Below are 25,314 nucleotides of genomic sequence, written 5' to 3'. Positions count from 1 at the left end.
TGTCTCATTCAATGGGACATCGATGGATTACGCCAACGACGCCGCCGTCACGTTCGCCGCTGCTGGCTGCGTGGAGTGGTGACGGTTGATCGCGCTAAGCACGCCTTTCATCGAGGCGCTGGTAATGCTTTCGTCATTACCGACGCCGAATACCGCCTTGCCGTCGATGCGGACTTCCACATAGGCAATGGCCTCTGCATCGGCCCCCTGACCACGAGAGTGCTCGTGGTAGTCGATAATTTCCACATCGTGCCCGGCAGCGGCCAGTGCTTTTACAAACGCTGCGAGCGGCCCATTGCCTTCGCCGTTGAGGGCTTGTCGTTCGCCGTTTTGTTCAACCACGGCATCCAGCGTTACTTTGGGGCTATCAGGCTCCGACGATAAACGGTGGTTAACTAATGCAAAGGGCGCGCGTTGCTCCAGATATTCATCGGCAAAGGCCTGATAAATCATCTGCGAGGTAATCTCTTTACCAGTACGGTCGGCCACTTCCTGTACGACCTGGCTAAACTCGATGGAAAGCCGACGCGGCAGCTCGATACCGTGTTCCTGCTCCAGCAGGTAAGACACCCCGCCTTTACCCGACTGACTGTTAACCCGAATCACTGCCTCATAACTACGACCGACATCCAGCGGGTCGATAGGCAGATACGGCACGTCCCAGACGGCATCGGGATTGGCGCGACGGTCAAGCATGCCTTTCTTGATCGCATCCTGGTGGGAACCGGAGAAAGCGGTGAATACCAAGTCACCCACGTAAGGATGGCGTGGATGTACCGGCAACTGGTTGCAGTACTCCACTTCGCGCATGACCGGGGTGATATTGGAGAAATCGAGCTGCGGATGAACCCCTTGGGTGTACATATTCATGGCGAGCGTGACGATATCGACGTTGCCGGTACGCTCCCCATTGCCAAACAAGGTGCCTTCAACGCGGTCGGCCCCCGCCATCAGCGTCAACTCTGCGGCAGCCACACCGGTACCCCGATCGTTATGAGGATGAACGCTGACAATCAGGTGATCGCGATTTTTGACGTTGCGGCAGAACCACTCAATCTGGTCGGCGTAGTTATTCGGCGTAGCGACTTCAACCGTTGCTGGCAGGTTGACGATCATCCGGTTGTCGGCGCTGGGTCCGAAGGTTTCCATGACCGCCTCGACGATCTCGACGGCAAAATCCATCTCTGTGGTGGTGAAGAGCTCGGGCGAGTACTGGAAGGTCCAGTTCGTTTCGGGCGCTGCCTTCATTTCGTCGCGAATCTGTGCCGTTGCATCGGTGGCAATCTTCACGCATTCGGCTTTATCCACGTTGAACACCACGCGACGGAACATCGGGTCGGTGGCGTTGTAAACGTGCACGATGGCGTTTTTGACACCTTTCAAAGCCGCGAAGGTGCGCTCAATCAAGTGCGGACGTGCCTGGGTCAGCACCTGAATGGTTACATCCTCCGGGATCTTGTCTTGCTCAATCAGCGTGCGGACAAAGTCAAAATCGGTTTGCGAAGCCGACGGGAACCCCACCTCTATCTGTTTAAAACCAACACTGAGTAGCATGTCAAATAAGCGCTGTTTGCGCTCATGATCCATCGGGTCAATCAGCGACTGATTGCCATCCCGCAGGTCAACACTGCACCAGATCGGCGGCGTTTCAATCCGCTGACTGGGCCATTGGCGGTCGGGCAAGTCCACCGCAACAAACTGGCGGTATTTTTTGGCGGGATCAGACAACATCATGACGGCTCTCCTGGGCAAGTAGTGTGAAAATATTCGATTGGATGGACGGCGGGCGTGCCAACGAAAAACGCCCCATCGCCAATAAAGGCCATGGGGCGTAAATCATAAGAATTTATCGGGCGCGCAGTCATGAAAGAGGGGCACCCTACAAATTGAATTGATTCAATAACTCCAGTGTTTGTAACCATGTCTACCTCGCCACTAAGAAAACCAACGACAATGCCAGCAGCACTGCCCGACCCTGAGTATTCAGAGACGGGCGCTTAGTAGTCGTAGGTCTAGCGCAAAGGTGTTCATGGAAGTAGTCATGCGACTAGAGAATCAGTCTTGGCAGGATTTGTCAACATGCGAGCGCGTATTGTCAGACGATTGCCCTGACAGGGCCACCTCCATTCGGTCTAGCTGGCTGCGCATTTCGCTGACTTCGTTACGCAACTCGTGCGTCCCATCGACGTCTTCTCCATTGTTCAAAACATCGAGCGCGGCGCTCTCTTTCTGCATGACGTCCAGCACAATGCCAATCATCATGTTGAGGAAAATAAACGCGGTCAGAAAGATAAACGTCAGGTAGTAAATCCAGCTCCAGGCATAGACCTCCTGAGTGGCATAAAGAATATCCGTCCAGTCTTCAAATGTGGCGATACGAAACAACGTCAGCATCGAAATGGAGATATTGCCCCATAAGAAGCTGTCGACGTCGGCAAACAAGAAGCTGCCAACCGCGGCGTAGATGTAGAAAATAATGAACATTAACAACACCACGTAGCCCATACGCGGAATAGACTTCACCAGGGCCGACAGCAGCATTTGTAGCTCGGGGATCATCGACACCAGACGCAGCACGCGAAAGATACGCAGCAGCCGAGCCAGCAGGACCATCTCGGAATCGTCCATGGGGATCAGGCTAGCGGTCACAATAACGAAATCAAAGATGTTCCACCCTCGCCTGAAAAAGCGCACCAGGCTCCCTTCAGCCGCTATTCTGATGAGGATCTCTACCAGGAAGAAAACCGTGATGGCCAGATCGAGATAGAGAAGCCATTGCTCAAAGCGCGACGTCTCCTCTTCATAGGTTTTAGCACCGATTACCAGCGCCGAGATAACGATAATCGCGATCACAAAGGCTTCAAAAAATTTGTTCGAACGCAGGGTTTCGAAACGCTGCTGCCATGTGTCGAAAGGTTGATTCATAGGGGCAATAGGCTCGCTTGGGTGGACGGCGACACTTTATACTAAAACTTCACAACGGCACTACAAGTGATATCCTCTTGTTTCATTTGCGGTCTCCCATGCCTCAGCCGACGCGGTTGCTGTGACGGCTGGCAGGCTTTTTTTTGATTATTGCGCTGGATGACTCCCATGACACTGCTGTGGATAGCCTTACTACCTTTACTAGGCGTCTTGGTGCCGGTCCTCAACGCTCAACGCAGCCGCATGGTCTGCTCGTTGGCAACCGCCCTGCTGCCGGCTCTTGCTCTACTGCTCACCTTGATGCAGATTCCCGCGCTGCTCGACGGCGAAACGCTGCGCTTCGCCGTTGGCTGGCTGCCAGAACTCAACCTGGAGCTGGCCCTACGCCTGGACGGCCTCTCGCTGCTGTTTAATATTTTAATCATGGGCATCGGGCTGTTGATACTGCTCTACGCCCACTTTTACTTGGCAAGTCACGAGCCCGTCGGTCGTTTTTACGCCTTCTTGATGCTGTTCATGGCCTCCATGGTCGGTATTTCAATGTCCGACAACCTCATCCTGCTGTGGCTATTCTGGGAGCTCACCAGCCTTTCATCGTTTTTATTGATCGGCTTCTGGTCGCACCAATCGGATGCGCGTAAAGGCGCGAGAATGGCGCTCACCGTGACAGGCGCTGGCGGCTTGGCGCTGTTGGCGGGGCTTCTGTTGCTGGGTGATATGGCGGGCAGTTTCAGCATGGGAGACGTTCTGGCCAGCAGTGACAGGATCGTCGCCGACTCGCGTTATCCGCTGATGCTCGGCCTGGTTTTACTCGGTGCGTTTACCAAATCAGCTCAGTTTCCGTTTCATTTTTGGCTCCCTCATGCAATGGCTGCCCCTACGCCGGTGTCGGCCTACTTGCATTCGGCCACGATGGTGAAGGCCGGCATTTTCCTCATGGCAAGGCTGCACCCGGCAATTGCCGACAGTGAGCTTTGGACCGTCGTTGTATCGCTCGTGGGCACCGCCACGCTGCTTTACGGGGCTTGGTTTGCGCTATTCAAAACCGATTTGAAAGGCATCCTGGCCTTTTCCACGGTCAGCCACCTGGGACTGATCACGGTACTATTGGGCATCGGCAGCCCCATGGCTGTCCTGGCGGCCCTGTTTCACATTCTCAATCATGCCACCTTCAAAGCGGCGCTGTTCATGAGCGCAGGCATTATCGATCATGAGACAGGAACACGTGAACTCAAGCAGTTGGGTGGCCTGAGAAAAGCCATGCCGGTGACCGCGCTACTGACCACACTCGCCGCTGCCGCGATGGCAGGGGTGCCGCTGTTCAATGGTTTCCTCTCCAAAGAGATGTTCTTTACTGAAACCCTGGAAACCCCGGTGCTGGGTGGCTTGAGCTGGTTACTGCCTGCGCTTGCCACGCTGGGGGGTATTCTTTCTGTGGCTTACTCGCTGCGCCTGGTGCATGCGGTATTCTTCAAGCCTGCCCGCGAGGCACCGCCTAAATCCCCCCACGAGCCGCCGCACCTGATGCGCTTACCGGTGGAAATTCTTGTCGTGCTGTGCGTCGTGGTGGGCCTGCTGCCCGCCCTCACTGCCACACACCTGCTCGACCTTGCCAGCTACGCAGTACTGCAGCGTCCGCTGGATTTCAAACTGGCGATCTGGCATGGCGTTAACCTGCCGCTGATGATGAGCGTTGCGGCATTGGTGATCGGCGCCGTCCTCTATTGGCGCCATAGTGACATGCGCCTGTTCACCCGACAGTTTGCCAGCGTCGATGCCCGACGCGTTTTTGAGCGCTTTGTGGTAATGATTGGCTATCGTGCTGAACAAATCCTCGCTGTTTTTGAGGGAAATTCATTACAACGCTACATGACGCTACTGCTATCTGCCGCCTTTGTGATGGGGCTAATCGGCCTGGTCCAGGTCACCGATCTAACGGGTACAGCAGGCAACCAGCCGATCGACGGTGTGGTGATCCTGGGCGCGGTGATGCTCATCTTTGGCGGCATCGCGACCGCGGCTACCCATCGCTACCGCTTGATTTCATTGCTCATGCTCTCGATTGTCGGGCTATTTGTGGCCCTCACCTTTGCGCGTTTTTCAGCGCCGGACTTAGCACTGACCCAGCTATCTGTGGAAGTGGTCACGATGATTCTGCTGATGCTGGCGTTGTTCTTCCTGCCGCAGAAAACACCTCAGGAATCGAGCCCACTGCGCAACGTCCGCGACATACTGCTGGCAGGGTCGCTGGGACTGGTAATAGCCAGCCTCAACTATGCCGTCATGACCCGGGAAACGCTGTCGATCTCCAACTTTTTTGTCGAAAACAGCAAACCCGGCGGTGGCGGCTACAACGTGGTCAACGTCATCCTGGTCGACTTCCGGGGCTTTGATACGCTAGGCGAAATTACCGTACTTGCCCTTGCAGGTCTTGCGATATTCAAGCTACTCAACCGCTTGCGTCTGTTTATACCGCACAGTGATGGCGAAGGCCGGGTATGGTCGCCGGACCGCTACCCCGCCATCTTGACGTCTGTTTCTATGACAATACTACCGCTGGCCTTGCTGGTATCGGCGTTTATCTTCCTGCGTGGCCACAACCAGCCCGGCGGTGGCTTCATCGCCGGTTTGATTACCGCTGTGGCGTTGATTCTGCTGTATATGGCGCGAGGCGTGGAGTGGGCGCAGGAACGCCTCGACTTCCCCTTCCAGCCCGTGGCTGTTGTCGGTGTCGCGGTCGCAACGCTGACAGGGCTTGGCAGTTGGCTGTTCGGCTATCCGTTCCTGACATCGTCGTTCGGCTACTTCACGTTACCCGTCGTCGGTGAGTTTGAACTGGCAACGGCGCTCCTTTTCGACCTGGGTGTTTATCTGGCCGTCGTCGGTGCAACGCTCATGATCCTCGCCAACCTGGGCAAAGTGACCACGGCCCACCGCCCGGTGACCGAACAGACCGAAAAAGACGCTGAGACGTCTTCCAACCCCACCAGCAAGGAGCCTCGCTAATGGAACTGCTCTACGCGATTACCACTGGCGTACTGACTGCCTCCGGGCTGTACCTGACGCTGCGCGGGCGAACCTTCCCGGTGGTGGTCGGCCTGACCCTGCTCTCCTACGCCGTCAATTTATTTCTATTTTCGATGGGTGGGCTGACCACTGATGGTGCGGCGCTGGTCAATGAAGGCGATGGCTTCGCTGACCCGCTTCCCCAGGCCTTGGTATTAACGGCCATTGTGATTGGGTTTGCGATGACCGCCTTTGTGGTCATTCTGGCGATGCGCGCACGAAGTGAAGTGGGTAACGACCACGTGGACGGCAAAAAGGATGACCGCGAATGACCCAGCATTTGATTGTTTTACCTGTCGTGGTGCCGTTAATTGCGGGTATCTTGTTACTCTACCAGCGCCAGGGAATGGTTCGTTATAAACGCATCGTCAGCGTGGTCGCAACGTTAGCGCTACTCTTGGTTGCCATTGGGCTGCTGAATCAAGCCGCCAGCGGAGAAGTTACTTATTACGCCCTCGGTGATTGGCAGCCTCCGTTTGGCATTGCACTGGTGCTCGATCGTCTGTCGGCGCTCATGTTGCTGGTGACCGCTCTGCTGGCCGTCGGGGCTGTGGTCTTTGCCTGCGGCGGTGATGATGAAAAAGGCAGCAACTTTCATGGTCTTTTCCAATGGCAGTTGATGGGTATCAACGGTGCTTTTTTAACCGGTGACCTGTTTAACCTCTTCGTCTTCTTTGAAGTGCTGCTGCTGGCCTCATATGCCTTGTTGCTTCATGGCGGCGGCAAGGCGCGCATTCAGTCCAGCGTTCATTACGTGGTACTCAACCTCGCGGGTTCTTCGCTGTTTCTGATTGGCGTGGGCATTCTCTATGGAGCGACCGGCACGCTGAACATGGCCGACATGGCCTCGCGCATGGCCGAGCTGCCCGCTGAACGCGAAGGGTTGGTGGTGGCTGGCGCCTTGATGCTACTGGTGGTATTCGGCCTGAAAGCGGCCATATTACCGCTGTATTTCTGGTTACCCCGTGCCTACGCGTCGGCCCCCGCACCGGTGGCCGCCCTGTTTGCGGTAATGACCAAGGTCGGCATCTATTCCATTTTGCGCGTCTACAGCCTCATCTTTGGCGACCAGGCAGGTAATTTGGAAGCCCTCGAACAACCCTGGGTCTGGTGGCTTTCATTAGCGACCCTGGCCGCCGCTGGGGTAGGCGTGATGGCCGCTCGGGATCTACGCCTGCTGATTGCCTACCTGGTATTGATTTCCGTCGGCACGCTACTCGCGGGCGTCGGGATGCGCAGTCCTGAGGCCACCTCGGCACTGCTCTACTACTTGATTCACACGACGCTGATTACCGGCGGACTGTTCTTGTTGGCTGAGATGATCGGCCTGCAACGTGGCAAACCGGGTACGCGGTTAGTCAAGGGTCGGCCCATGGTACAAGGCTCGGCACTGGCATTGGCGTTCTTCTTCGGGGCGATCGCAGTAGCTGGCTTACCACCTCTCTCGGGCGCTTTCGGCAAAGCGCTAATGCTCAACGCCGCGGAAGGCAGCCAACGACTTTGGCTTTGGACGCTAGTGCTGCTGGCAGGCTTGGCATCGCTCATTGCGCTTTCGCGTGCAGGCTCAACCCTGTTCTGGCGCAGTCATCGCGGCGATCTCAGTGGTCGCCTACTCCCCCGTTGTCAGTGGTTTGGCATGGTGTGGCTGTTGAGTAGCTCGCTACTGTTGGTCGTGTTTGCCGGCCCCGTTAGCGACTATACCCAGGCCGCCGCTGAACAGTTGGCTAACCCAAGCCTGGTAATTGATACGTTGATCAATGACGCTGGAGGCACCCAATGATTCGATCCCGCGCCTGGTTGCCGACCCCGGTTTTTTCATTGCTGCTGCTTTTCGTATGGCTACTCCTGGTGCGCAGTGTGGCGCCCGGCCATATCGTATTGGGTGGGGCACTGGCCATTATCATACCCTTACTCACCAACCGCTTTTGGGATGCCCGGCCGCGCATCAAAAAGCCGCTGCTGCTGCTCCGTTTTGTGCTGCGCGTGCTTGGCGACATCATCACCGCCAACTTTGAAGTGGCTTATCTGATCGCTAACCCATGGCGTAAATTAAATCCCCATTTTATCGAATACCCACTGATGCTAGAGGAGCGATTCACCATTACGCTGCTTGCCAGCACCATCAGCCTGACGCCAGGCACGGTCTCCGCCAACCTGCGAATGGACGGTAAATCGCTGCTTATTCATGCCCTTAACGAAAAAGACGAAGAGGCACTGATCGAGCAAATTCGGGAGCGCTACGAACGCCCGCTCAAGGAGATTTACGAATGCTAAGCATCGCACTTTATATCACCCTGGCGTTGGTGGTGATGGCACTGCTGATGAACCTCTATCGGCTGACCGTTGGCCCCGATTTACCGGATCGCGTACTGGCGCTGGACACCATGTACGTCAACTCCATCGCGCTGATTGTCTTGCTCGGCCTATGGCTCAACAGCAAGACCTATTTCGAATCGGCGCTGCTCATCGCCATGCTGGGCTTTATCAGCACGGTAGCGGTGTGCAAGTACATACTACGCGGGGACATTATCGAATGAACCCGGTCACCCACTTGGCTATTACACAGGTACGCTTATGTCGCTTTGGGTAGAGGCACTTATTTCATTATTGCTGATTGCAGGCGGCGCCTTTGTCTTCGTCGGCTCTTTGGGGATGGCGCATCTACGCGATTTCTACATGCGCTTACACGGCCCCACCAAGGCAACGACGCTGGGTATTGGTTGTATGCTGGTGGCCTCCATGGCGTACTTCTGGAGCGTTGACGGCAGACCCGATATTCAGGAGTTATTGATCACTCTGTTTTTATTTATTACCGCACCGGTCAGCGCCCACTTGCTCGCCAAAACGGGCCTGCACTTACGCCTGAAGCACATCGATATCACCCAGGGTAAGCCCGTAGAGCTTCGCTCCGAGGAAGTCGGTAAAAAGCCGGTGCCTCACCCCGACAAAGGGCATGGTTGATCCATTTGCCGTCAAAACCAAGCGCTGGCACCCTTCCCCGGTTGATGATATTGAGTTGAGGTAATCGTATGTGGAGCCTGTTAAGGCTATCGACATTATCGTTTGCAATGATAATGCTTACGGGTTGTTCAGAGCCCAGAATTGATACCAGCTCAATGCCCGCTGCTGTTGTATCCGTAGAAGAAGTGCGCGACTCACTGCCCGCATACAAACGCGATGAATTTGATCAGGCGCTAACCATCATGGCGATGTCATCGTTCAACGGTATCGATATACTTAACCCAAGGCCGATGAACGCCGCGGAGATCGCCGAGTCGGCTAACGCCTACATGCATGGGCTCACAGGTGACGAAGCAATAGAGAAAGCCAATGAGTTGCTGCGTAACCGCCGGGCACGGGAACGCAATCAGGCGCTGGGCATTCTCTCCCGGCTTGAAGAAAAGCAGGCTAATGCGCAACATGACCGCGAGCAACGGGCTCAGGTGACCCTCGACAGCGCCGATTTTTACATGAGCACAAGCCCCTACGGTGCGCTGGAGCCGGTTATTGAATTGGAAGTCACCAACGGCTCTGACCAACGTATCTCGGAGCTGTCACTCAGAGGCGTTGTCAGCAGCCCTGGTCTCGACGCGCCCTGGGTCGATGAAGCGTTTTATTACGTGATTCCCGGCGGTTTAGCCCCGGGCGAAAGCGCTCAATGGCGCTTGGCCCCCAACCGTTTTGGCCCCTGGGGTAATCGCGAGATTCCCGATGATGCCCAGTTCAATGTCACCATCGAAGGCTTGCACGACGCCGAAGGCAACCCGCTTTGGGACGCGCCGCCGCTTAGCGAGCGACAGCGTGAGAGACTCGATCAGCTGCGCGAAGAGTATGGCGACATGGCCGCTCATTCCGGCGAGCAAGAAGGACCCTCGCAAGGGCCCTGACGTTATATCAGTCGGTCAAATCGGCGTCTGGGTAACCGATAAGGTACAGCACCGAATCAATATCGAGGTGTGAAATGGCTTGGCGCGCCTGTGCCCGCACCATGGGTTTGGCGCGGTAGGCAATCCCCAGGCCTGCTTTAGCGAGCATCTTAAGGTCATTGGCGCCATCGCCCACCGCAATTGTCTGCTCGAGTGTCAAGCCTTCCCGCTGGGCAATGGTTGCCAGCAGTTCGGCTTTACGGTCCGCGTCGACAATCGGCTCGCGCACCTCGCCGGTGACCTTGCCATTCTCGATCACCAGCTCGTTGGCGTGGACCTCATCGAAGCCGAGCTTATGCTGCAGGTAGTCAGCGAAGTAGGTGAAACCACCGGAGAGTATCGCGGTGCGATAGCCCAGGCGTTTGAGGTTGGCCATCAGCCGTTCTACGCCTTCCATCAGCGGAAGCTCGGCGGCTATCTCGGCAAGTACGGACTCATCCAAGCCGGCCAGTTTACTCATCCGCTCGCGGAAGCTTTGCTGAAAATCCAGCTCTCCCCGCATCGCCCGTTCGGTAACCTCGGCAACCTCATTGCCCACGCCATGACGATAGGCCAACTCATCAATCACTTCGGCCTTGATCAGCGTGGAGTCCATATCAAAGCACACCAGCCGAGGCTGCACCTGCTTGCGCAAGTTCTGCTGGACCACAATGTCCACGTTCAAGGTTTCGCTCAAAACCAGCGCGGCTTGTCGCAGCGCCTCAAGATCCGCATCAGCCCCCCACAAGCACATCTCGAGGCAGTCGATGCGCTCGCCCTGCGCCACATCTGACAGCCGCTGGGTGCTGTTTTCCTGCAGGCCAAATTGTACCCTCAGGGCATCTACCTGGGATTGAATCTCCGCGGTTAACCGCGGCGCTAACACGGTTAAGATCAAATCGCCGCTTGCCATCACTCAGTTCCTGCCATTATTTATTCCCCTGCCCCTATCCAATCAACCTTTTGGAAACCGCGTGGCAACTTGCTGCCCCGCCGACCTCGCTCGCCGCGATAATAGGCCAAATCATCGGTTTTCAGCGTGAGTTTTCGCTTACCGGCGTGCAGCTCCAGGGCATCGCTGTCTTTAATTACCGCGATGCTGCGCACGAATTCCTCACGGCGCGCGGCGCGCGGGCCGGGGATATCCAGCATCTTGTTGCCTTTGCCCTTGGCCATTTCAGGCAATTGATCCAAGGGGAACAGCAGTAGTCGGCCTTCGTTAGAGACCGAGGCTACCCAGAGTTCGTCGCCCTCAGGCACTTCAACCGGCGCCATTACACTGCAGCCTTTGGGCAGGCTAAGCACTGCCTTGCCTGCTTTATTTTTACCGGTGAGCGCCTCCAAACGGGCAATAAAGCCGTAGCCGCCGTCGCTTGCCAGTACAAAACGCCGCTCGGCAGGGGCCAGCATTAACCCGGCCATCCGGGCACCTGCCGACACATTCGCGCGCCCGGTGACTGGCTCCCCCTGCCCCCTTGCACTGGGTAGGTTATGGGCACTGAGCGTATAGGCACGGCCGGTATCATCCAGCAACACCAAGGGCTGGTTGGTTTTGCCTCGTGCCGCCAATTGGAAACGATCGCCTGCTTTATAGGACAGCCCTTCGGGGTCGATATCGTGGCCCTTGGCGGACCGAATCCAGCCTTTCTCAGACAGCACAACGGTGATCGGATCAGCCCCCAGCAGCTCGACTTCGGACAATGCCTTGGCATCAGCTCGGGCGACCAGTGGCGAGCGGCGTGCATCGCCATGCTCTTTACCCGCCGCGCGAAGCTCTTTTTCGATCAGCGTGGTCAGCTTGGCTTCACTGCCCAGCAGACCCTGTAGATATTTGCGCTCTTTTTCCAGCTCATCCTGCTCGCCGCGGATCTTCATCTCTTCAAGCTTGGCAAGATGACGCAGGCGCAGCTCCAGGATCGCTTCCGCTTGTCGTTCAGAGAGGCTGAAGGCCTCTACCAGTGCAGGCTTGGGTTCATCCTCCTCACGAATAATGCGAATCACCTCATCGATATTCAGGTAGGCGGTGAGCAGACCTTCCAGAATATGCAGGCGGTCTTCCACCTTGCCCAAGCGGTGCTCCAGACGGCGGCGCACCGTCCCACGACGAAAACGCAGCCATTCGCCCAGCATCTCGGGCAGCGGCATCACCCTTGGGCGGCCATCCAGGCCGATCACGTTCATGTTGACCCGCACGTTCTTTTCCAGATCCGTGGTCGCAAACAGGTGATCCATCAACGACTCAACGTCAATGCGATTGGAACGCGGCTCAATCACCAGGCGGGTGGGTTCTTCGTGGGTCGATTCATCGCGCAGGTCGGCCACCATGGGCAGCTTTTTGGCCTGCATCTGGGCGGCTATCTGTTCCAATACTTTGGCACCACTGACCTGATACGGTACGGCGGTAATCACAATGTTGGCGTCTTCCCGCTCGTAGCGAGCGCGCAGCTTGACCGAGCCCCGCCCGGATTCGTAGAGCTTACGCAGGTCTTCTTGAGGGGTAATAATTTCCGCGTCGGTCGGAAAGTCCGGCGCGGGGATGAAGTCCATCAGGTCGGTCGTCGTGGCCTTCGGGTTGCGTAACAAATGACAGGTGGCGTCCACGACCTCAGACACATTGTGCGGCGGAATATCGGTCGCCATGCCAACGGCAATCCCGGTGCCACCATTGAGCAGCACATGCGGCAAGCGCGCGGGCAGCACCAGCGGTTCTTGCATAGTGCCGTCAAAGTTAGGCACCCAGTCGACAGTCCCCTGACCCAGCTCGCTGAGCAGCACTTCGGCAAACTTGGAGAGTTTGGCTTCGGTGTAGCGCATGGCGGCAAACGATTTGGGGTCGTCAGGGCTACCCCAGTTGCCCTGGCCGTCCACCAGCGGGTAGCGATAGCTAAATGGCTGTGCCATCAGCACCATGGCTTCATAGCAGGCGCTGTCGCCATGGGGATGAAATTTACCCAGCACGTCGCCGACGGTGCGCGCCGACTTCTTGTACTTGGCGTTAGCATGCAGCGCCAGCTCACGCATGGCGTAGATAATCCGCCGCTGCACGGGTTTCATGCCATCGCCAATATTGGGCAAGGCGCGGTCGAGAATCACGTACATCGAGTAGTCGAGGTACGCTTTTTCGGTGTAATCGCGCAAGGACAAGCGTTCGACGTCGCCTTCCGCTACCTGAATATCCATGGTCATCGGGGGTTATACCTCAATGTCTGCGAGGTTGCCGTAATCTTCCAGCCACTTCTTGCGGTCACCGGCGCGTTTTTTGGCCAACAGCATATCCATCATTTCAAGCGTGCCGTCCCCTTCATCGAGGGTAAGCTGAACCAGACGGCGGGTTTCCACCGCCATGGTGGTTTCGCGCAGTTGAAGCGGGCTCATTTCACCCAGGCCCTTAAAGCGCTGTACGTTCGGAGTGCCACGTTTCTGCGCCAACTGCTTGAGGATCCCGGCTTTTTCGCTTTCGTCGAGGGCGTAGTGAACCTCTTTGCCCAGGTCGATGCGGTAAAGCGGCGGCATGGCCACATAAACATGTCCGGCGTCCACCAGGCTGGGGAAGTGCTTGACGAACAGCGCACACAGCAGCGTGGCGATATGCAGGCCGTCGGAGTCGGCGTCAGCGAGAATACAGATTTTGTGGTAGCGCAATTTTTCCAGATCGGCGCTACCCGGGTCGGCGCCGATCGCCACCGCGATATCGTGGACCTCCTGGGAACTGTAGATATCGTGGGTTTCGACTTCCCAAGTATTGAGAATTTTACCACGCAGCGGCATGATCGCCTGGGTCTCGCGGTTACGCGCCTGCTTGGCACTGCCCCCGGCGGAGTCACCCTCGACCAGAAACAGCTCGCTCTGGGCGGGGTCCTGCCCCGAACAGTCCGCAAGCTTGCCGGGCAGTGCCGGGCCTGAAGTTACCTTCTTACGCGCCACCTTCTTGGCTTTTTTCTGGCGGCGCTGAGCAGCGCTAATCACCATCTCGGCGAGAGCTTCGCCCTGGTCGACGTGATGATTGAGCCACAGTGAGAAAGCGTCTTTGAGTACCCCTGACACAAAGCCTGCAATTGTTCGCGACGAAAGCCGCTCTTTGGTTTGCCCGGCAAACTGAGGGTCCAGCATCTTGACCGAGAGCACAAAGGACGCGCGCTCCCACAAATCATCAGCGGTGAGCTTGATGCCACGGGGCAGTAAACTGCGGTATTCACAGAACTCGCGTAGCGCGTCGAGCAACCCCGAGCGAAACCCGTTCACGTGGGTGCCGCCTTGCGGGGTGGGGATCAAGTTAACATAGCTTTCCAATAGCGCATCGCCGCCTTCGGGCAACCATTGGATAGCCCAGTCCACGCCGTTTTCATCGTCGTTGAAGTGACCGATAAAGGGCTCAGCCGGCACCACTTCATAACCATCTGTGGCTTCTGCCAGGTAGTCGCGAAGCCCATCTGCGTAGGCCCACTCGGTTTTGGTGCCGTCGGGCTCAACCAGGGTAACGGCAAGCCCAGGGCAAAGTACTGCCTTGGCGCGCAACAGGTGCTTCAGTTTGGCCAGCGCGAGCTTGGGGCTATCGAAGTAGCTTTCATCCGGCCAGAACCGCACCAGCGTGCCGCTGGCGCGCTTGGCCGCTTTGCCGATTTCGCGCAGTTCTTCGACCTTTTCCCCGTACTCGAACGCCATGGCATGGCGCGCGCCGTTGCGGGTGACTTCGACATCCAGACGGCGCGACAACGCATTGACGACCGACACGCCGACGCCGTGCAGGCCGCCCGAAAAACGGTAGCTTTCAGACGAGAACTTGCCGCCAGAATGCAGCTTGGTAAAGATCAGCTCGACGCCCGACACACCATGCTCGGGGTGCAGATCGATCGGCATCCCACGGCCGTTATCCTGCACTTCAATCGCGCCGTCGCTATGCAGCACGACGCTGATCGCCGAGGCGTGGCCCGCCAGCGCTTCATCGACACTGTTATCGATGACTTCCTGAGCGAGGTGGTTGGGCCGCGAGGTGTCGGTATACATACCGGGACGCTTTCGTACCGGCTCGAGCCCTGAGAGGACTTCGATGGAACTCGCGCCGTACTGGGAGGCATCAAACTGGGTCATGTAACGTCGATTCCTGAAGGGTCATGCACGCATGAATGCTTTCAAAGGGATACAGGATAGCCGAAAAGCAAAATGCTGTATATCCAGCCATATTTATCGATAGCGAAGCACGAAAGGGCTTCCCCGCGGATAGGTCTACGAGGGGGCGCTGTAAACCCGTCCCTGGGCGCTACATTTGCCATCCATGGCAAATAACCCCCTCTACGACCTATCCCCGGCGCCCTTTCTATGTGCCGACATATGCTAACGACACAATTGCCTGATTACTCCTGCTCAGCCGCCCAAAAGGCTTCAATCAAGCCGCGGCTGGACGCATCCATCCGCGACAGGTCGCCCTGGTGATCGATAATTTTCCGGGTATCGGTGGCAATCTGTTTGCCTAGCTCAACGCCCCACTGGTCAAACGGATTGATATCCCAGATCACCGCCTGGACAAACACCTTATGCTCATAGAGCGCAATCAGGGAACCCAGCGTTGCCGGCGTCAGCTTATCCAGCAGCACCGTGGTAGACGGCTGATTGCCCCGGTAGCGCTTATGCGCCGGGCGCGGGCCATCGTCATCAATGGCGTCGTCGCCGAGCATCAGCACCCGCGATTGGGCAAAGCAATTGGCCAACGCCAGCCGGTGCTGGGATTTCAGGTGGCGGCGGGTATCCGGGTCTTCCACCTCATCGTAACGCTTGAGCGGCGCGATAAAGTCGCATACAACCGATTGGGTCCCCTGGTGGAGCAATTGATAGAACGCATGCTGGGCATTAGGCCCCAGTTGCCCCCAAAGCACCGGGCAGGTGGAATAATTGACCGCCTGACCCTGACTGGTCACCGACTTGCCGTTGGACTCCATCTCCAACTGTTCAAGGTAGGCAGCAAAATACTCCAGGCGACCGTCATACGGCAAAATCGAGTGGGCACGAATATCGAGAAAATTGACGTTCCAGATACCCGCCAGCCCGAGCAGCACCGGCAAATTTTCAGCCAGGGGCGCATCCTGAAAGTGGCGGTCCATGGCGTGGGCGCCGGCTAACAGCTCGCGGAAATTCTCCATGCCCACCACCAGCGCAATCGGCAAGCCAATGGTGCCCCACAGCGAATAGCGCCCGCCGACCCACTCCCAGAACATCAGCTGATGGTCGGGGGTGATGCCCCATTCGCTCATTTTATCGGGGCTTGCCGACACACCGATAAAGTGCTGGCGAATGATCAGCTCTTCACTGACCGGGTTGGCGCTGGGTAGCTCACCGTGCTTCGACAGCCGCCCTATCAACCAATCGCGTGCGGTATTGGCGTTGGACAGCGTATCGATGGTGGTAAACGACTTTGACGACAGCACAAACAACGTGGTTTCGGGGTTAAAGCGCGTCAGGTAATCGGCAAGCTGCGAGCCATCCATGGTCGAGGCAAAATGAACCTCCACTGGATGAATATCGTCAGGTCGGTAGTCGGCCAGCGCGTGAGTGACCATCAGTGGACCAAGATCCGAACCGCCGACGCCCAGGTTTACCACATGGCGAATCGGTTTGCCGGTGGCGCCGCGCCACTGGCCCGCATGCAAACGATCTACCAAGCGTTCCATTTGGGTCAGGCTTTCATGTACCGCCGCCGCCACGTCTTCCCCTTCCACGTTCAAGCTCGTCCCCGGCGGCAACCTCAGGGCCGTGTGCAAGGCCGGGCGGTTTTCGCTGACGTTGACCCGCTTGCCACTCAGCAGCGCCTCGATCGCCCCCGGCACCCCTGCCTCATCCGCTAGCGCCAGCAGATGCTCAAGGGTATCGTCGTCCCAGCGCTGCTTGGAGAGATCCAGGGTCAAGCCGGCCACCTGGCGGGTAAAGTGTGTCCAGCGGCCTGGGTCGTTGCCAAACAGGTTTTTCAGATGGACATGCTCCAGCGCCTGGGCGTGCTGCTTGAGCGTTTGCCATGCGGGTAGCGAATCAGGGGTTGTGCGTGATGATGCAGCCATTTGCCCTCTCCTGTGGCCTCGTTCCGTGCAGGGTCTGTTCTGGATTACTGTTCTCACTTACGAAGGACGCGTAAACTACGCAGCCTCATTAATAATCCTGGCTTGACCATGAGTGATGCATCTTACCGTGACGCTATCTTTTCGACACCCTTAGATAAGGTGGCAAGGTTCTCCTTTGACGAACAGGTGGTCGCGTGCTTTCCCGATATGATCCGCCGTTCGGTACCCGGCTACGGGCAGATCCTGGGCATGCTGAGCTTGATCGCCCAGCGCCATCTACGCCACGGCGCCCATGTCTACGATTTGGGCTGTTCGCTGGGCGCTTCAGGGCTGGCCCTGGCCGGTGCGTTGCCCGCCGATGCCTTTCGCTATACCGGGGTGGACCTGTCACCGGCCATGGCCGAACAGGCACGGCAAACCTTTTTGGACGAATGCCCCGACCACGCCATGCGGGTGGAAGAAGCCGACATCCGTTCGCTTGAGTATGCCCCTTCGGGGATGATCATTCTCAACTTCACCCTGCAGTTTTTGCCGCCTGGCGACCGCGATGCGCTTTTGAAGCGGCTGTTTGATGCGCTTGAGCCAGGAGGCGTGCTGATTCTTTCCGAGAAAACCGTCGACGCCGACGAGCGGGACAACGCCTGGCGGGTCGAGCGTTACCACGATTTCAAGCGCGCCAACGGTTACAGCGAGTTGGAAATCAGCCAGAAGCGCACGGCGCTTGAGAACGTACTGGTCCCCGACACCCTTGAAGTTCTTCACGACCGCCTGAAGCAAGCGGGTTTTCCGCGCTCGATGACCTGGTTCCAGTATTTGAACTTCGCCTCGCTGATCGCCTTCAAGCCATGAGTATCTGGGTCGTCCTGACCGCTGGCGCACTGGCCCTCTACCTAGTCACGGTTTGGTGGCACTCGCGCAAGCGGTTACCCTCCGGCCTTGGCATCGAAGGCCAGTGGCGGACGCCTGTTGCACCGCAGTTGCTCCTCGACGAGACCTTTGTCGATGCCGACGACCAACGCCACTGCCGGCAGCAGATTTTCGACGAGATGTTGCGTCTGATCGGCCAGGCCGAAAAGCTGGTAGTACTGGATATATTCCAGTTCAACGACCCCGCCGACGACCGCCACGATTGTTATCGCCAGATATCGGTGGCACTGCGCGACGCCCTCCTGGCCCGCAAGCACCAGCGCCCTGATATCGAAATGGTGGTAATCACCGATCCCATCAACGCTGTCTACGGCGGGCGCGAGCTGAGCCACCATCGACAGTTTGAAGCGGCTGGCATCCGCGTCGCCACCACCGACCTGACGATCGGACGTGACCCTAACCCCAGTTGGACCTCGCTATGGCGACTGTGCTTTCGCTGGCTGCGCCACTCGCCCCGCGGCGGCTGGCTACCTAACCCTATCGGTCCGGGCAAAGTAGGTCTTCGCAGCTACCTGACCCTGCTTAACCTCAACGCCAACCACCGCAAGACCCTGGTAGTGGACGAAGGCGATCGCTGGACTGCCGTCGTCAGTACAGCCAACACCGACGATGGCAGCAGCGACTACCGTGACATCGCGCTGCGCGTCTCCGGCGATACCGCCCTCGACCTGCTCGCCTCCGAACGCGAGATTGCCGCCCACAGCGGCGTCCCCCTCGACCACGCCCAGCCGACGATAGCCGCTAACAACACAAGTGGCGACACCCCGCGCTTGCGGCTGCTTAGCGAAGGCGCCATCAAAGGTGCCCTGCTGGCGATCATTGATGACGCCCGCGCCGACGAACGGCTCGATATCGAGGTACTCTACCTCTCCCACCGCAGGGTGATCGCCGCAGTGGTCAAAGCCGCAGCAAGAGGAGTTGAGGTACGCGTGCTGCTCGACCCCAACCACCATGCCTTCGGTGTCTCCGGCAGCGGCATTCCCAATCGCCAGGCGGCCAACGACCTGGTCAACGCCGACATCCAACTGCGCTGGAGTGATACCCACGGCGAACAGGCCCATAGCAAATTACTGCTGCGCCATGCTGGCACGCGCCCCGCGCATCTGCTGCTAGGCTCGGCCAACTATACCCGACGCAGCCTCGACGACCTCAACTTCGAGGCCAATCTCGAGTGGGTCGCCGACAGCGATGACCCCATCATTAAACAGGCCCGAGCAGCCTTCGAGCGCCACTGGCACAATACCGACGGCGAACACTACAGTACCGGCCCCGAGACATACCTCGACGCCTCTCGTCGCCGCTACTGGCAGTATCGACTGATGGAAGCCAGTGGCTGGTGCACTTTCTAAAACAGCGAGACACCCATGTCCCACCCCCACGGCGAGCTTTACCACACCTTTATCGATCAGGGCCTGGACACTTGGCTGGCACGCCTGCCCGAGCAACTGGCGCGCGGCCTTGACCGTAACCGCCACGGCGACTTACCTGCCTGGGAAAAAGCCGTGGCCAAACTGCCCGCGCTGCCAAGCGAGCGACGTGTCGACCTGACAAGCGATACCGTGACTGTCGATATTGAATTGACCGATAGCCAGCAGCGCCAGTGCTTCAATCTGCTTAAAAAGCTCGCTCCCTGGCGCAAAGGGCCTTTCCGGCTGGGCGACATTGAGATCGACACCGAGTGGCGCTCCGACTGGAAATGGCAAAGAGTCGCGCCGCATCTCGCGCCGCTAAAATACCGCAAAGTCCTCGACGTGGGTGGCGGTAGCGGCTATCACGCCTGGCGCATGGCCGGGGAAGGCGCCGCCTTTGTGCTGGTCATTGATCCGTCACCGCGCTTTTACTGGCAGTTTCAGGCGCTTCGCCACTTTATCGGTGATGCCGATGGCCATCGAACGCAGTTTCTGCCGGCAGGTATCGAAGACGTGCCGGATAATCTGGGCTTCTTCGATACGGTATTTTCCATGGGCGTGCTATACCACCGCGTTTCACCGTTTGAACATCTTCAACAGCTAAAGGGCGCCCTGACCCCCAGCGGTGAACTGGTGCTGGAAACCCTGGTGGTCAAAGGCGATGAGCAGACGGTACTGGTACCCGGCGAGCGCTACGCCGCCATGCCCAATGTCTACTTCATCCCTTCTTCAAAAGCGCTCTGCCACTGGCTTGAGCGCTGTGGCTTTACCAACGTGCGAGTCGTCGATGAAGCGGTCACCACGCTTGACGAGCAGCGCTCCACCGAGTGGATGACGTACCAGTCGCTCGCGGATTTTCTTGATCCCGATGACCGCACCCGCACCATTGAAGGCTACCCCGCCCCACGCCGGGCGGTGATTCTGGCGAATAAAGGCGATTAAAACGTATCTCTTGCTAGTCAGCTCCCCTGTAACAATCGGAATTTCCGAATAAGGCGCTTTACTCTTCACGGAAGGCCCTGCTGAACTGGTCGGTGATCGGCTTAATAAAATACGTCATTGCGGTGCGCTCCTCGGTCATGATGAAGACTTCGACGGGCATCCCCGGCAGCAGCGTGATGGCGCCAAGCTTCTCAAGCTCTGCTGCAGACACGTCGACATCGCCAAGGTAGTAGGTCTCGCCCGTCGAGTCGTCGCGTGTCGTTGCTGCGGAGACATAGACGATCTCACCTTTGAGCTCAGGGGTCGTTCTCTGGTTGAAGGCAGTGAAACGCAGCCTGGCCGGCTGTCCGACCCAGAGCTGGTCGATGGATACCGGAGCAAGTTTCACCTCAACCTTCAGTTTGGCCTCTTCAGGCACAATGGTGACAAGCTCTTCGGCCGGCGTAATCACACCTCCTATTGTATGGATGTTCAGTTCATTGACGGTTCCAGAAATCGGCGCGCGAATGTCCGTTCGCGATAGCCGATCTTCGATGGCTATGTGCCGGTCGCGCAGTTCCGAAAATTCGGCCTCCACGTCGCTTAATTCTCGCTGGGCCTCGGTGCGGGCATTGTCGTCGATCGCAATAATCTGGAGACGAATTTCACTCATGCGGGTTCTTGCTCTGGCAATGGAAGCCTGGATCTCACCGCGTTCACCTGAAAGTTTTGCTCTGTCACGAGCGATTGGAACAAGGTGTGTTCGCGCAATCACCCCTTTGGCAACGAGGCCTTTATTCGCCTCGTATTCGGTTGCGACTAGACGGAATTCATCGTCTTTCGATTGCTGCTGAGCTTCCAGCCCCTTTATCTCATCTGCAATTTGCTCGACGCTGAGTTCGAGCTGCTGCTTCTTGCTTTGGAGACTTGTGCGATTACCATCGAAGAGGCGCGTTTCACCAAGGAAGACATCCGGAGAGTCATTGGCATCCAAATCGGCCGGGAACTCGATTTCCGCAAGCCCATCTCGTTCTGCGAGAAGCCGTGCTCTTCTTATGGCCAATTCAGCGAGCTTAGAGCGCACGATCGAAAGCTCCGCCTTCGTTTCTGTGTCTTGGAGCCGAAGCAGCACATCTCCCGCTTGAACGAAGTCCCCTTCCCTAATCGCTATCTCGCTGACGATACCGCCGTCTCGATGCTGTATCGACTTCAAGTCCTGATCTACCGTTACGGAGCCTTGTGCGATGACAGCCCCTCTTAGTTGAGCGCTCGCGGCCCAGCCGCCCGCTCCCAGCAACAAAAACAGGGCGAGCGCCGTGCCAACAAAGACGCGCGGGCCGAGTCGAAAAGCGTTTTCTGGCTTCGGCGAAGGCTTGCCTTCGCCACTGGATTGATTATTTGTGCTCATCCTGTGCTCCTATGATAGCCACTCAAGGCCATCGTCACGCTCTATAGACCATGACAGCTTGTGTGTTCCCTGCAGCATAACGGCCGTCGCCCACATTCCATCGTCCTCAAGCCCCGTCTCGATCACGGTCCACTCACTCCCATCGTCCCGATCGTGGCGATAGCGTATCGGCGAATCGTCATCGTCGTTACCGTGGTAGGTTTGTTCGAAATAATCATCTGACTCGTCGTTGGCAATCCAGAAAATATCGTATTCAGATATACGGATACGATCTCCGACCCCAAAGTCCATGATCTCGTGTGAAACGGCGTTCGGTCTTTCACCACCGGCGCTGGCAAACGCAAAGACGTCATCACCCCTGCCGCCAGTAAGCGTGGCCGCTTGACTTCCGAGGATGAACTGATCGGCTCCCAGGCCTCCCAGTACATTCTCAAACCCGCTGATGGCGTCATGGCCGATTTCCACGCCGCTGGCAACGCCGTTGACGAGATCAACCACGAGCCTTTCCAACGCGTGGCTGTAGTCCAGGGTGTCCGTGCCCGCGCCGCCGTCGTACACGTCATCGTCCGCGTCGAGCGCTGCCACGACCCAGTCGTTTCCCATGCCGCCGAAAACCGTGTCGCGACCCGTATCATCCATGATCACATCGTTACCATCGCCCCCGAGCAGCAGATCGTCGCCGTCTCCTCCGCTCAGTCGATCCGCGCCAGCGTTGCCGAAGATCACGTCATCGCCATTATCGCCAAATAGCCTATCGTCGCCGGTACCGCCGAAAAGATGATCGTTGCCCGCGCCGCCGAAAATAATGTCATTGCCATCGCCGCCGAATACCACATCGTCACCGTCTCCAGCGACGATGTGGTCGTCTCCCGCACCGCCGTTTATGACGTCGTCGCCGGCCCGACCATCAATGTTGTCATGGCCTCCTGCGCCGTCGATCTCATCAGCACACAGGCTGCCCAGAAGCATGTCGTTTGCGGAAGTTCCTATAACAACTGGCGGCTTGACGACCGAGAAACGGGCGATCGCCTCGACGGCATGCTCGCCGTCGGTGACCTCATAGATGACGGTCACGGGCCCGCTGTCGCTCTGGAACATCCAACCGCCTTCCGCTTGCGTCAGCGTACCGGAGGACACCGTCAGGTTTTGAACCGAGAGAACATCGCCATCAGGATCCTCTGCGTTGCTCAAAAGATCGTCGAAGGCGATTAAGAACGCCACGCAAGGCGCCACGTCCAGCAGATAGACAGGGCCTGACACGCGAGGCGCACGGTTGCCGTCGGCGCGAGTATCGGCATCATCATCGTCGTCATCTCCAGGGTCGAGTGGGTCGCCATCGGTAGAGCCCTCATCGTCTGTAGAACCCTCGTCGTCTGAAGAACCATCGCCATCCGTGGGAACATTGCCTCCCATGGGCAGGTCGTCGTTTAGCGATGGAGCGGCGCGATTAACGGCGGGGCTAGCAATACCGGCAGGCGGCATGCCGACGCCGCCGCCCACTCGGTCCATCCTTTCAGCACCTGCATTGCTGACTGCCGTTCCGGCGACTAAGGGTGTACCTTCGCTTTCGCCTAGATAGCTAAGGGGGGTCGATCTCGGCGCATCGGCGACCGGAGCGATTGCGGAGCCGGGAGGTTCGGCATCAGGCAACTCAGGCGTTTTTTGCTGAGAGGCGGTTCCATCAACCATGTCCTCTGGACTTCCGGCCTCCGCGGCAATAGCGACCGGCTCCTCCGACTGCGATTCGGGCTCGCGACCCCAGGAAAAGATTGAGCCCAGGTAAGCCGCGATCCCCGTCAGTAGACCGCCGACAACCAGCGCCGTCCGAGAAATCTCATCCCCGCTCTTCTGCACGTAGCGCTGCGAGATATCAGTCTCCGGTGAGGCGTTTTTCGTGCCTTTGACGTTAATCATGATCCGGCAGATGCCTCCTTCACAGGCGACTTGGCAGGATGCACTTCGCGCACGTTGGACTTGCCGATGATTTCGTCCTTCGGACCAAAAGCGGCCAACCGGCCATTCTGAATAATACCCACGAGATCAACAGCCGCCAGAGCGCTTGGGCGGTGAGCGGCTAAAACGGCGATGCCCCCACGCTGCCTCACGCCTTGAATAGCCGCCGTCAGCGCTGCTTCGCCTTCCGCGTCGAGGTTGGAATTGGGTTCGTCCAAAACCACGATGAAGGGATTGCCAAAAAGCGCACGGGCGAGTCCGATCCGCTGGCGCTGACCGCCGGACAGGGACGCTCCAAGCGAGCCAAGCTGCGTTCGATAGCCGTTTGGCAAGCGCACGATCATCTCGTGGACGCTCGCAGCCATCGCCGCCGCCACGACTGCCTGGGAATCCGGTGTTTCCTGAAACCGCGAGATGTTCTCTTCGATCGTGCCATTAAGCAGCGCGACCTCTTGGGGCAGATAGCCGATGAACTGACCGAGGGCTTCATCGTGCCATTGCGAAAGCTCCGCATCATCGAGCCGCACGCTGCCACGAAGTACGGGCCAGATGCCTGTCAACGCGCGCAGCAACGTGGTCTTGCCACCACCGCTAGGACCGATGATCCCAACCGCCTGACCAGCCTTCAGTTCGAAGCTCACCTCGCTGAGCAGGACTTGTCCGGAATCGGGTGCTGCGACGGTGATGTTCTCGATTTTGAGGGAGGAACTCGGGCTGGGTAGTTCCATCGGTTCGTCAGCCTCCGCCAACGCCACGACCGTTTCCTTGAGTCGTCCGAACGCGGTTCGCGCAGCGACGACGCTCTTCCAGTTGCCGATCGCAAGATCGATGGGGGCGAGCGCCCGCGCAGACGCGATGGAAGCGGCAATGATGGCACCGGCGCTAAGCTCTCCCTGGATAGTCAGCAAGGCACCTAGGCCAAGGACAGCTGACTGCAGGATCATCCGCAAAACGCGTGAGACCGCCCCGAGGGTGCCGCTGACATCGTTCGTACGGGTCTGCAACTCCAGATGATCGTCGTTGGCGCGATTGAAGCGAGCCACTGCACGACCGGCGAAGCCCATCGCCTTGAGGATTTCGGCATTTCGGGCATTCGAGTCAGCGATGGTGTTGCGGGTGACAACCGCCTGCTGCATGGCGCTGCTCAGCTTGGCGGTCAGCAGCTCCGTGACGATCGCGAGCATGGCAAGGATGAACCCACCAAGAAAAACCAGCGCACCCAGGTAGGGGTGCAATACATAGACGAATACCAAAAACAGCGGCATCCAGGGAAGATCCAGCAGTGCGATGGGCCCCTGGCTTCCCAGGAAGCCGCGCACGGTATCAACGTCACGACCACGCTCCAGTGATTCAGCGGTCGAAAACCCGAAGCGCGGCATGTCGATAGCGACCCGATGGGCCATCGGCGCGACACGTTTGTCGAGGCGCGCGCCGACGCGAACAAGAATTTGGGTACGGATGATGTCGAACATTCCCTGAAAGCAATACAGGCCGAGCGCCAGAACGGAGATGGCGATCAGCGTCGAAATGCTCCCGCTGGTCAACGCTCGGTCATAGATTTGCAACATGTAGAAGGCACCTGTCAGTGCGAGGATGTTGATGATCCCCGACATGCTGAACAGGAAGAAAAAGATCCCTCGAAAACCTTGGGTCAGCTGTTCTGCGCTCTTGCGCTTTGCTGACGTCTTGGCGTCTCTTTTGCGCATGTGAACTACCCCCTGTCCCCTAAATTGAACGGGCTATCCCTGCGGTCG

19 protein-coding genes are annotated in these 25,314 nt (G+C 57.9%); 10 read left to right on the top strand and 9 right to left on the bottom strand.

The window, feature by feature from the left end:
* Positions 1-27: 27 nt before the first annotated feature.
* Positions 28-1,734, bottom strand: a complete 1,707-nt coding sequence (gene leuA, locus HXW73_RS06265; protein ID WP_186255395.1) for a 2-isopropylmalate synthase — start codon at positions 1,732-1,734, stop codon at positions 28-30.
* A gap of 321 nt (positions 1,735-2,055) precedes the next feature.
* Positions 2,056-2,925, bottom strand: a complete 870-nt coding sequence (locus HXW73_RS06260; RefSeq protein WP_186255394.1) for an ion transporter — start codon at positions 2,923-2,925, stop codon at positions 2,056-2,058.
* Positions 2,926-3,093: 168 nt separating this feature from the next.
* On the opposite strand from HXW73_RS06260, the gene HXW73_RS06255 reads away from it, so the two are divergent.
* The 7 genes from HXW73_RS06255 to HXW73_RS06225 all read left to right on the top strand — a co-directional run bounded on the left by HXW73_RS06255 (position 3,094) and on the right by HXW73_RS06225 (position 9,878).
* Entirely contained in the window at positions 3,094-5,931 is a 2,838-nt protein-coding gene (locus HXW73_RS06255; protein WP_186255393.1) for a monovalent cation/H+ antiporter subunit A, read from the top strand.
* Entirely contained in the window at positions 5,931-6,263 is a 333-nt protein-coding gene (locus HXW73_RS06250; protein WP_186255392.1) for a Na+/H+ antiporter subunit C, read from the top strand. The genes HXW73_RS06255 and HXW73_RS06250 overlap by 1 nt, the downstream gene beginning before the upstream one ends.
* Entirely contained in the window at positions 6,260-7,771 is a 1,512-nt protein-coding gene (locus tag HXW73_RS06245) for a monovalent cation/H+ antiporter subunit D (RefSeq protein WP_186255391.1), read from the top strand. Before HXW73_RS06250 ends, HXW73_RS06245 begins: the two co-directional genes overlap by 4 nt.
* Positions 7,768-8,265, top strand: a complete 498-nt coding sequence (locus HXW73_RS06240; RefSeq protein WP_186255390.1) for a Na+/H+ antiporter subunit E — start codon at positions 7,768-7,770, stop codon at positions 8,263-8,265. Before HXW73_RS06245 ends, HXW73_RS06240 begins: the two co-directional genes overlap by 4 nt.
* On the top strand, positions 8,259-8,528 hold the full coding sequence (locus HXW73_RS06235; protein WP_044629074.1) for a K+/H+ antiporter subunit F: 270 nt from the start codon (positions 8,259-8,261) through the stop codon (positions 8,526-8,528). Before HXW73_RS06240 ends, HXW73_RS06235 begins: the two co-directional genes overlap by 7 nt.
* A gap of 37 nt (positions 8,529-8,565) precedes the next feature.
* A complete protein-coding gene (locus HXW73_RS06230) occupies positions 8,566-8,952 on the top strand; it encodes a Na+/H+ antiporter subunit G (RefSeq protein WP_186255389.1) in 387 nt (128 codons plus the stop codon).
* Between the two features lie 155 nt (positions 8,953-9,107).
* Positions 9,108-9,878 (top strand): DUF6694 family lipoprotein, encoded by a 771-nt coding sequence (locus HXW73_RS06225; protein WP_186255388.1) that lies wholly within the window; start codon positions 9,108-9,110, stop codon positions 9,876-9,878.
* Between the two features lie 7 nt (positions 9,879-9,885).
* Here HXW73_RS06225 and serB read toward each other — a convergent pair whose 3' ends face one another.
* The 4 genes from serB to pgi all read right to left on the bottom strand — a co-directional run bounded on the left by serB (position 9,886) and on the right by pgi (position 16,942).
* On the bottom strand, positions 9,886-10,809 hold the full coding sequence (serB, locus tag HXW73_RS06220; protein WP_186255387.1) for a phosphoserine phosphatase SerB: 924 nt from the start codon (positions 10,807-10,809) through the stop codon (positions 9,886-9,888).
* A 20-nt stretch (positions 10,810-10,829) separates the two neighbouring features.
* On the bottom strand, positions 10,830-13,082 hold the full coding sequence (gene parC / locus HXW73_RS06215) for a DNA topoisomerase IV subunit A (protein ID WP_186255386.1): 2,253 nt from the start codon (positions 13,080-13,082) through the stop codon (positions 10,830-10,832).
* A gap of 6 nt (positions 13,083-13,088) precedes the next feature.
* Positions 13,089-14,984 (bottom strand): DNA topoisomerase IV subunit B, encoded by a 1,896-nt coding sequence (gene parE / locus HXW73_RS06210; RefSeq protein ID WP_186255385.1) that lies wholly within the window; start codon positions 14,982-14,984, stop codon positions 13,089-13,091.
* A gap of 263 nt (positions 14,985-15,247) precedes the next feature.
* On the bottom strand, positions 15,248-16,942 hold the full coding sequence (pgi, locus tag HXW73_RS06205) for a glucose-6-phosphate isomerase (protein WP_186255384.1): 1,695 nt from the start codon (positions 16,940-16,942) through the stop codon (positions 15,248-15,250).
* A gap of 108 nt (positions 16,943-17,050) precedes the next feature.
* Between pgi and cmoA the strand changes: the two genes are divergently transcribed.
* From cmoA to cmoB, 3 genes are read left to right on the top strand one after another with little or no spacing between them, the layout of a single operon-like run.
* The gene (gene cmoA / locus HXW73_RS06200) at positions 17,051-17,791 is read left to right on the top strand and encodes a carboxy-S-adenosyl-L-methionine synthase CmoA (protein ID WP_186255383.1); all 741 of its coding nucleotides are present in this window, start codon (positions 17,051-17,053) and stop codon (positions 17,789-17,791) included.
* A complete protein-coding gene (locus tag HXW73_RS06195; RefSeq protein ID WP_186255382.1) occupies positions 17,788-19,218 on the top strand; it encodes a phospholipase D-like domain-containing protein in 1,431 nt (476 codons plus the stop codon). The genes cmoA and HXW73_RS06195 overlap by 4 nt, the downstream gene beginning before the upstream one ends.
* A gap of 15 nt (positions 19,219-19,233) precedes the next feature.
* Positions 19,234-20,220 (top strand): tRNA 5-methoxyuridine(34)/uridine 5-oxyacetic acid(34) synthase CmoB, encoded by a 987-nt coding sequence (gene cmoB / locus HXW73_RS06190; RefSeq protein WP_186255381.1) that lies wholly within the window; start codon positions 19,234-19,236, stop codon positions 20,218-20,220.
* Positions 20,221-20,278: 58 nt separating this feature from the next.
* Here the strand turns inward: cmoB and HXW73_RS06185 are convergent, their stop codons facing one another.
* From HXW73_RS06185 to HXW73_RS06175, 3 genes are read right to left on the bottom strand one after another with little or no spacing between them, the layout of a single operon-like run.
* On the bottom strand, positions 20,279-21,607 hold the full coding sequence (locus HXW73_RS06185) for an HlyD family type I secretion periplasmic adaptor subunit (protein WP_186255380.1): 1,329 nt from the start codon (positions 21,605-21,607) through the stop codon (positions 20,279-20,281).
* A 9-nt stretch (positions 21,608-21,616) separates the two neighbouring features.
* Positions 21,617-23,521 carry a calcium-binding protein gene (locus tag HXW73_RS06180; protein WP_186255379.1) on the bottom strand — a complete coding sequence of 635 codons (1,905 nt, stop codon included), beginning with the start codon at positions 23,519-23,521 and terminating at the stop codon, positions 21,617-21,619.
* Complete coding sequence (locus tag HXW73_RS06175; RefSeq protein WP_186255378.1) at positions 23,518-25,266, bottom strand: type I secretion system permease/ATPase; 1,749 nt, start codon at positions 25,264-25,266, stop codon at positions 23,518-23,520. The genes HXW73_RS06180 and HXW73_RS06175 overlap by 4 nt, the downstream gene beginning before the upstream one ends.
* Positions 25,267-25,314 lie beyond the last annotated feature (48 nt).

Origin of the sequence: Halomonas sp. SH5A2, from assembly GCF_014263395.1 — a bacterium.
GTDB lineage: Bacteria > Pseudomonadota > Gammaproteobacteria > Pseudomonadales > Halomonadaceae > Vreelandella.
This window is presented reverse-complemented; position numbering and strand designations above follow the sequence as displayed.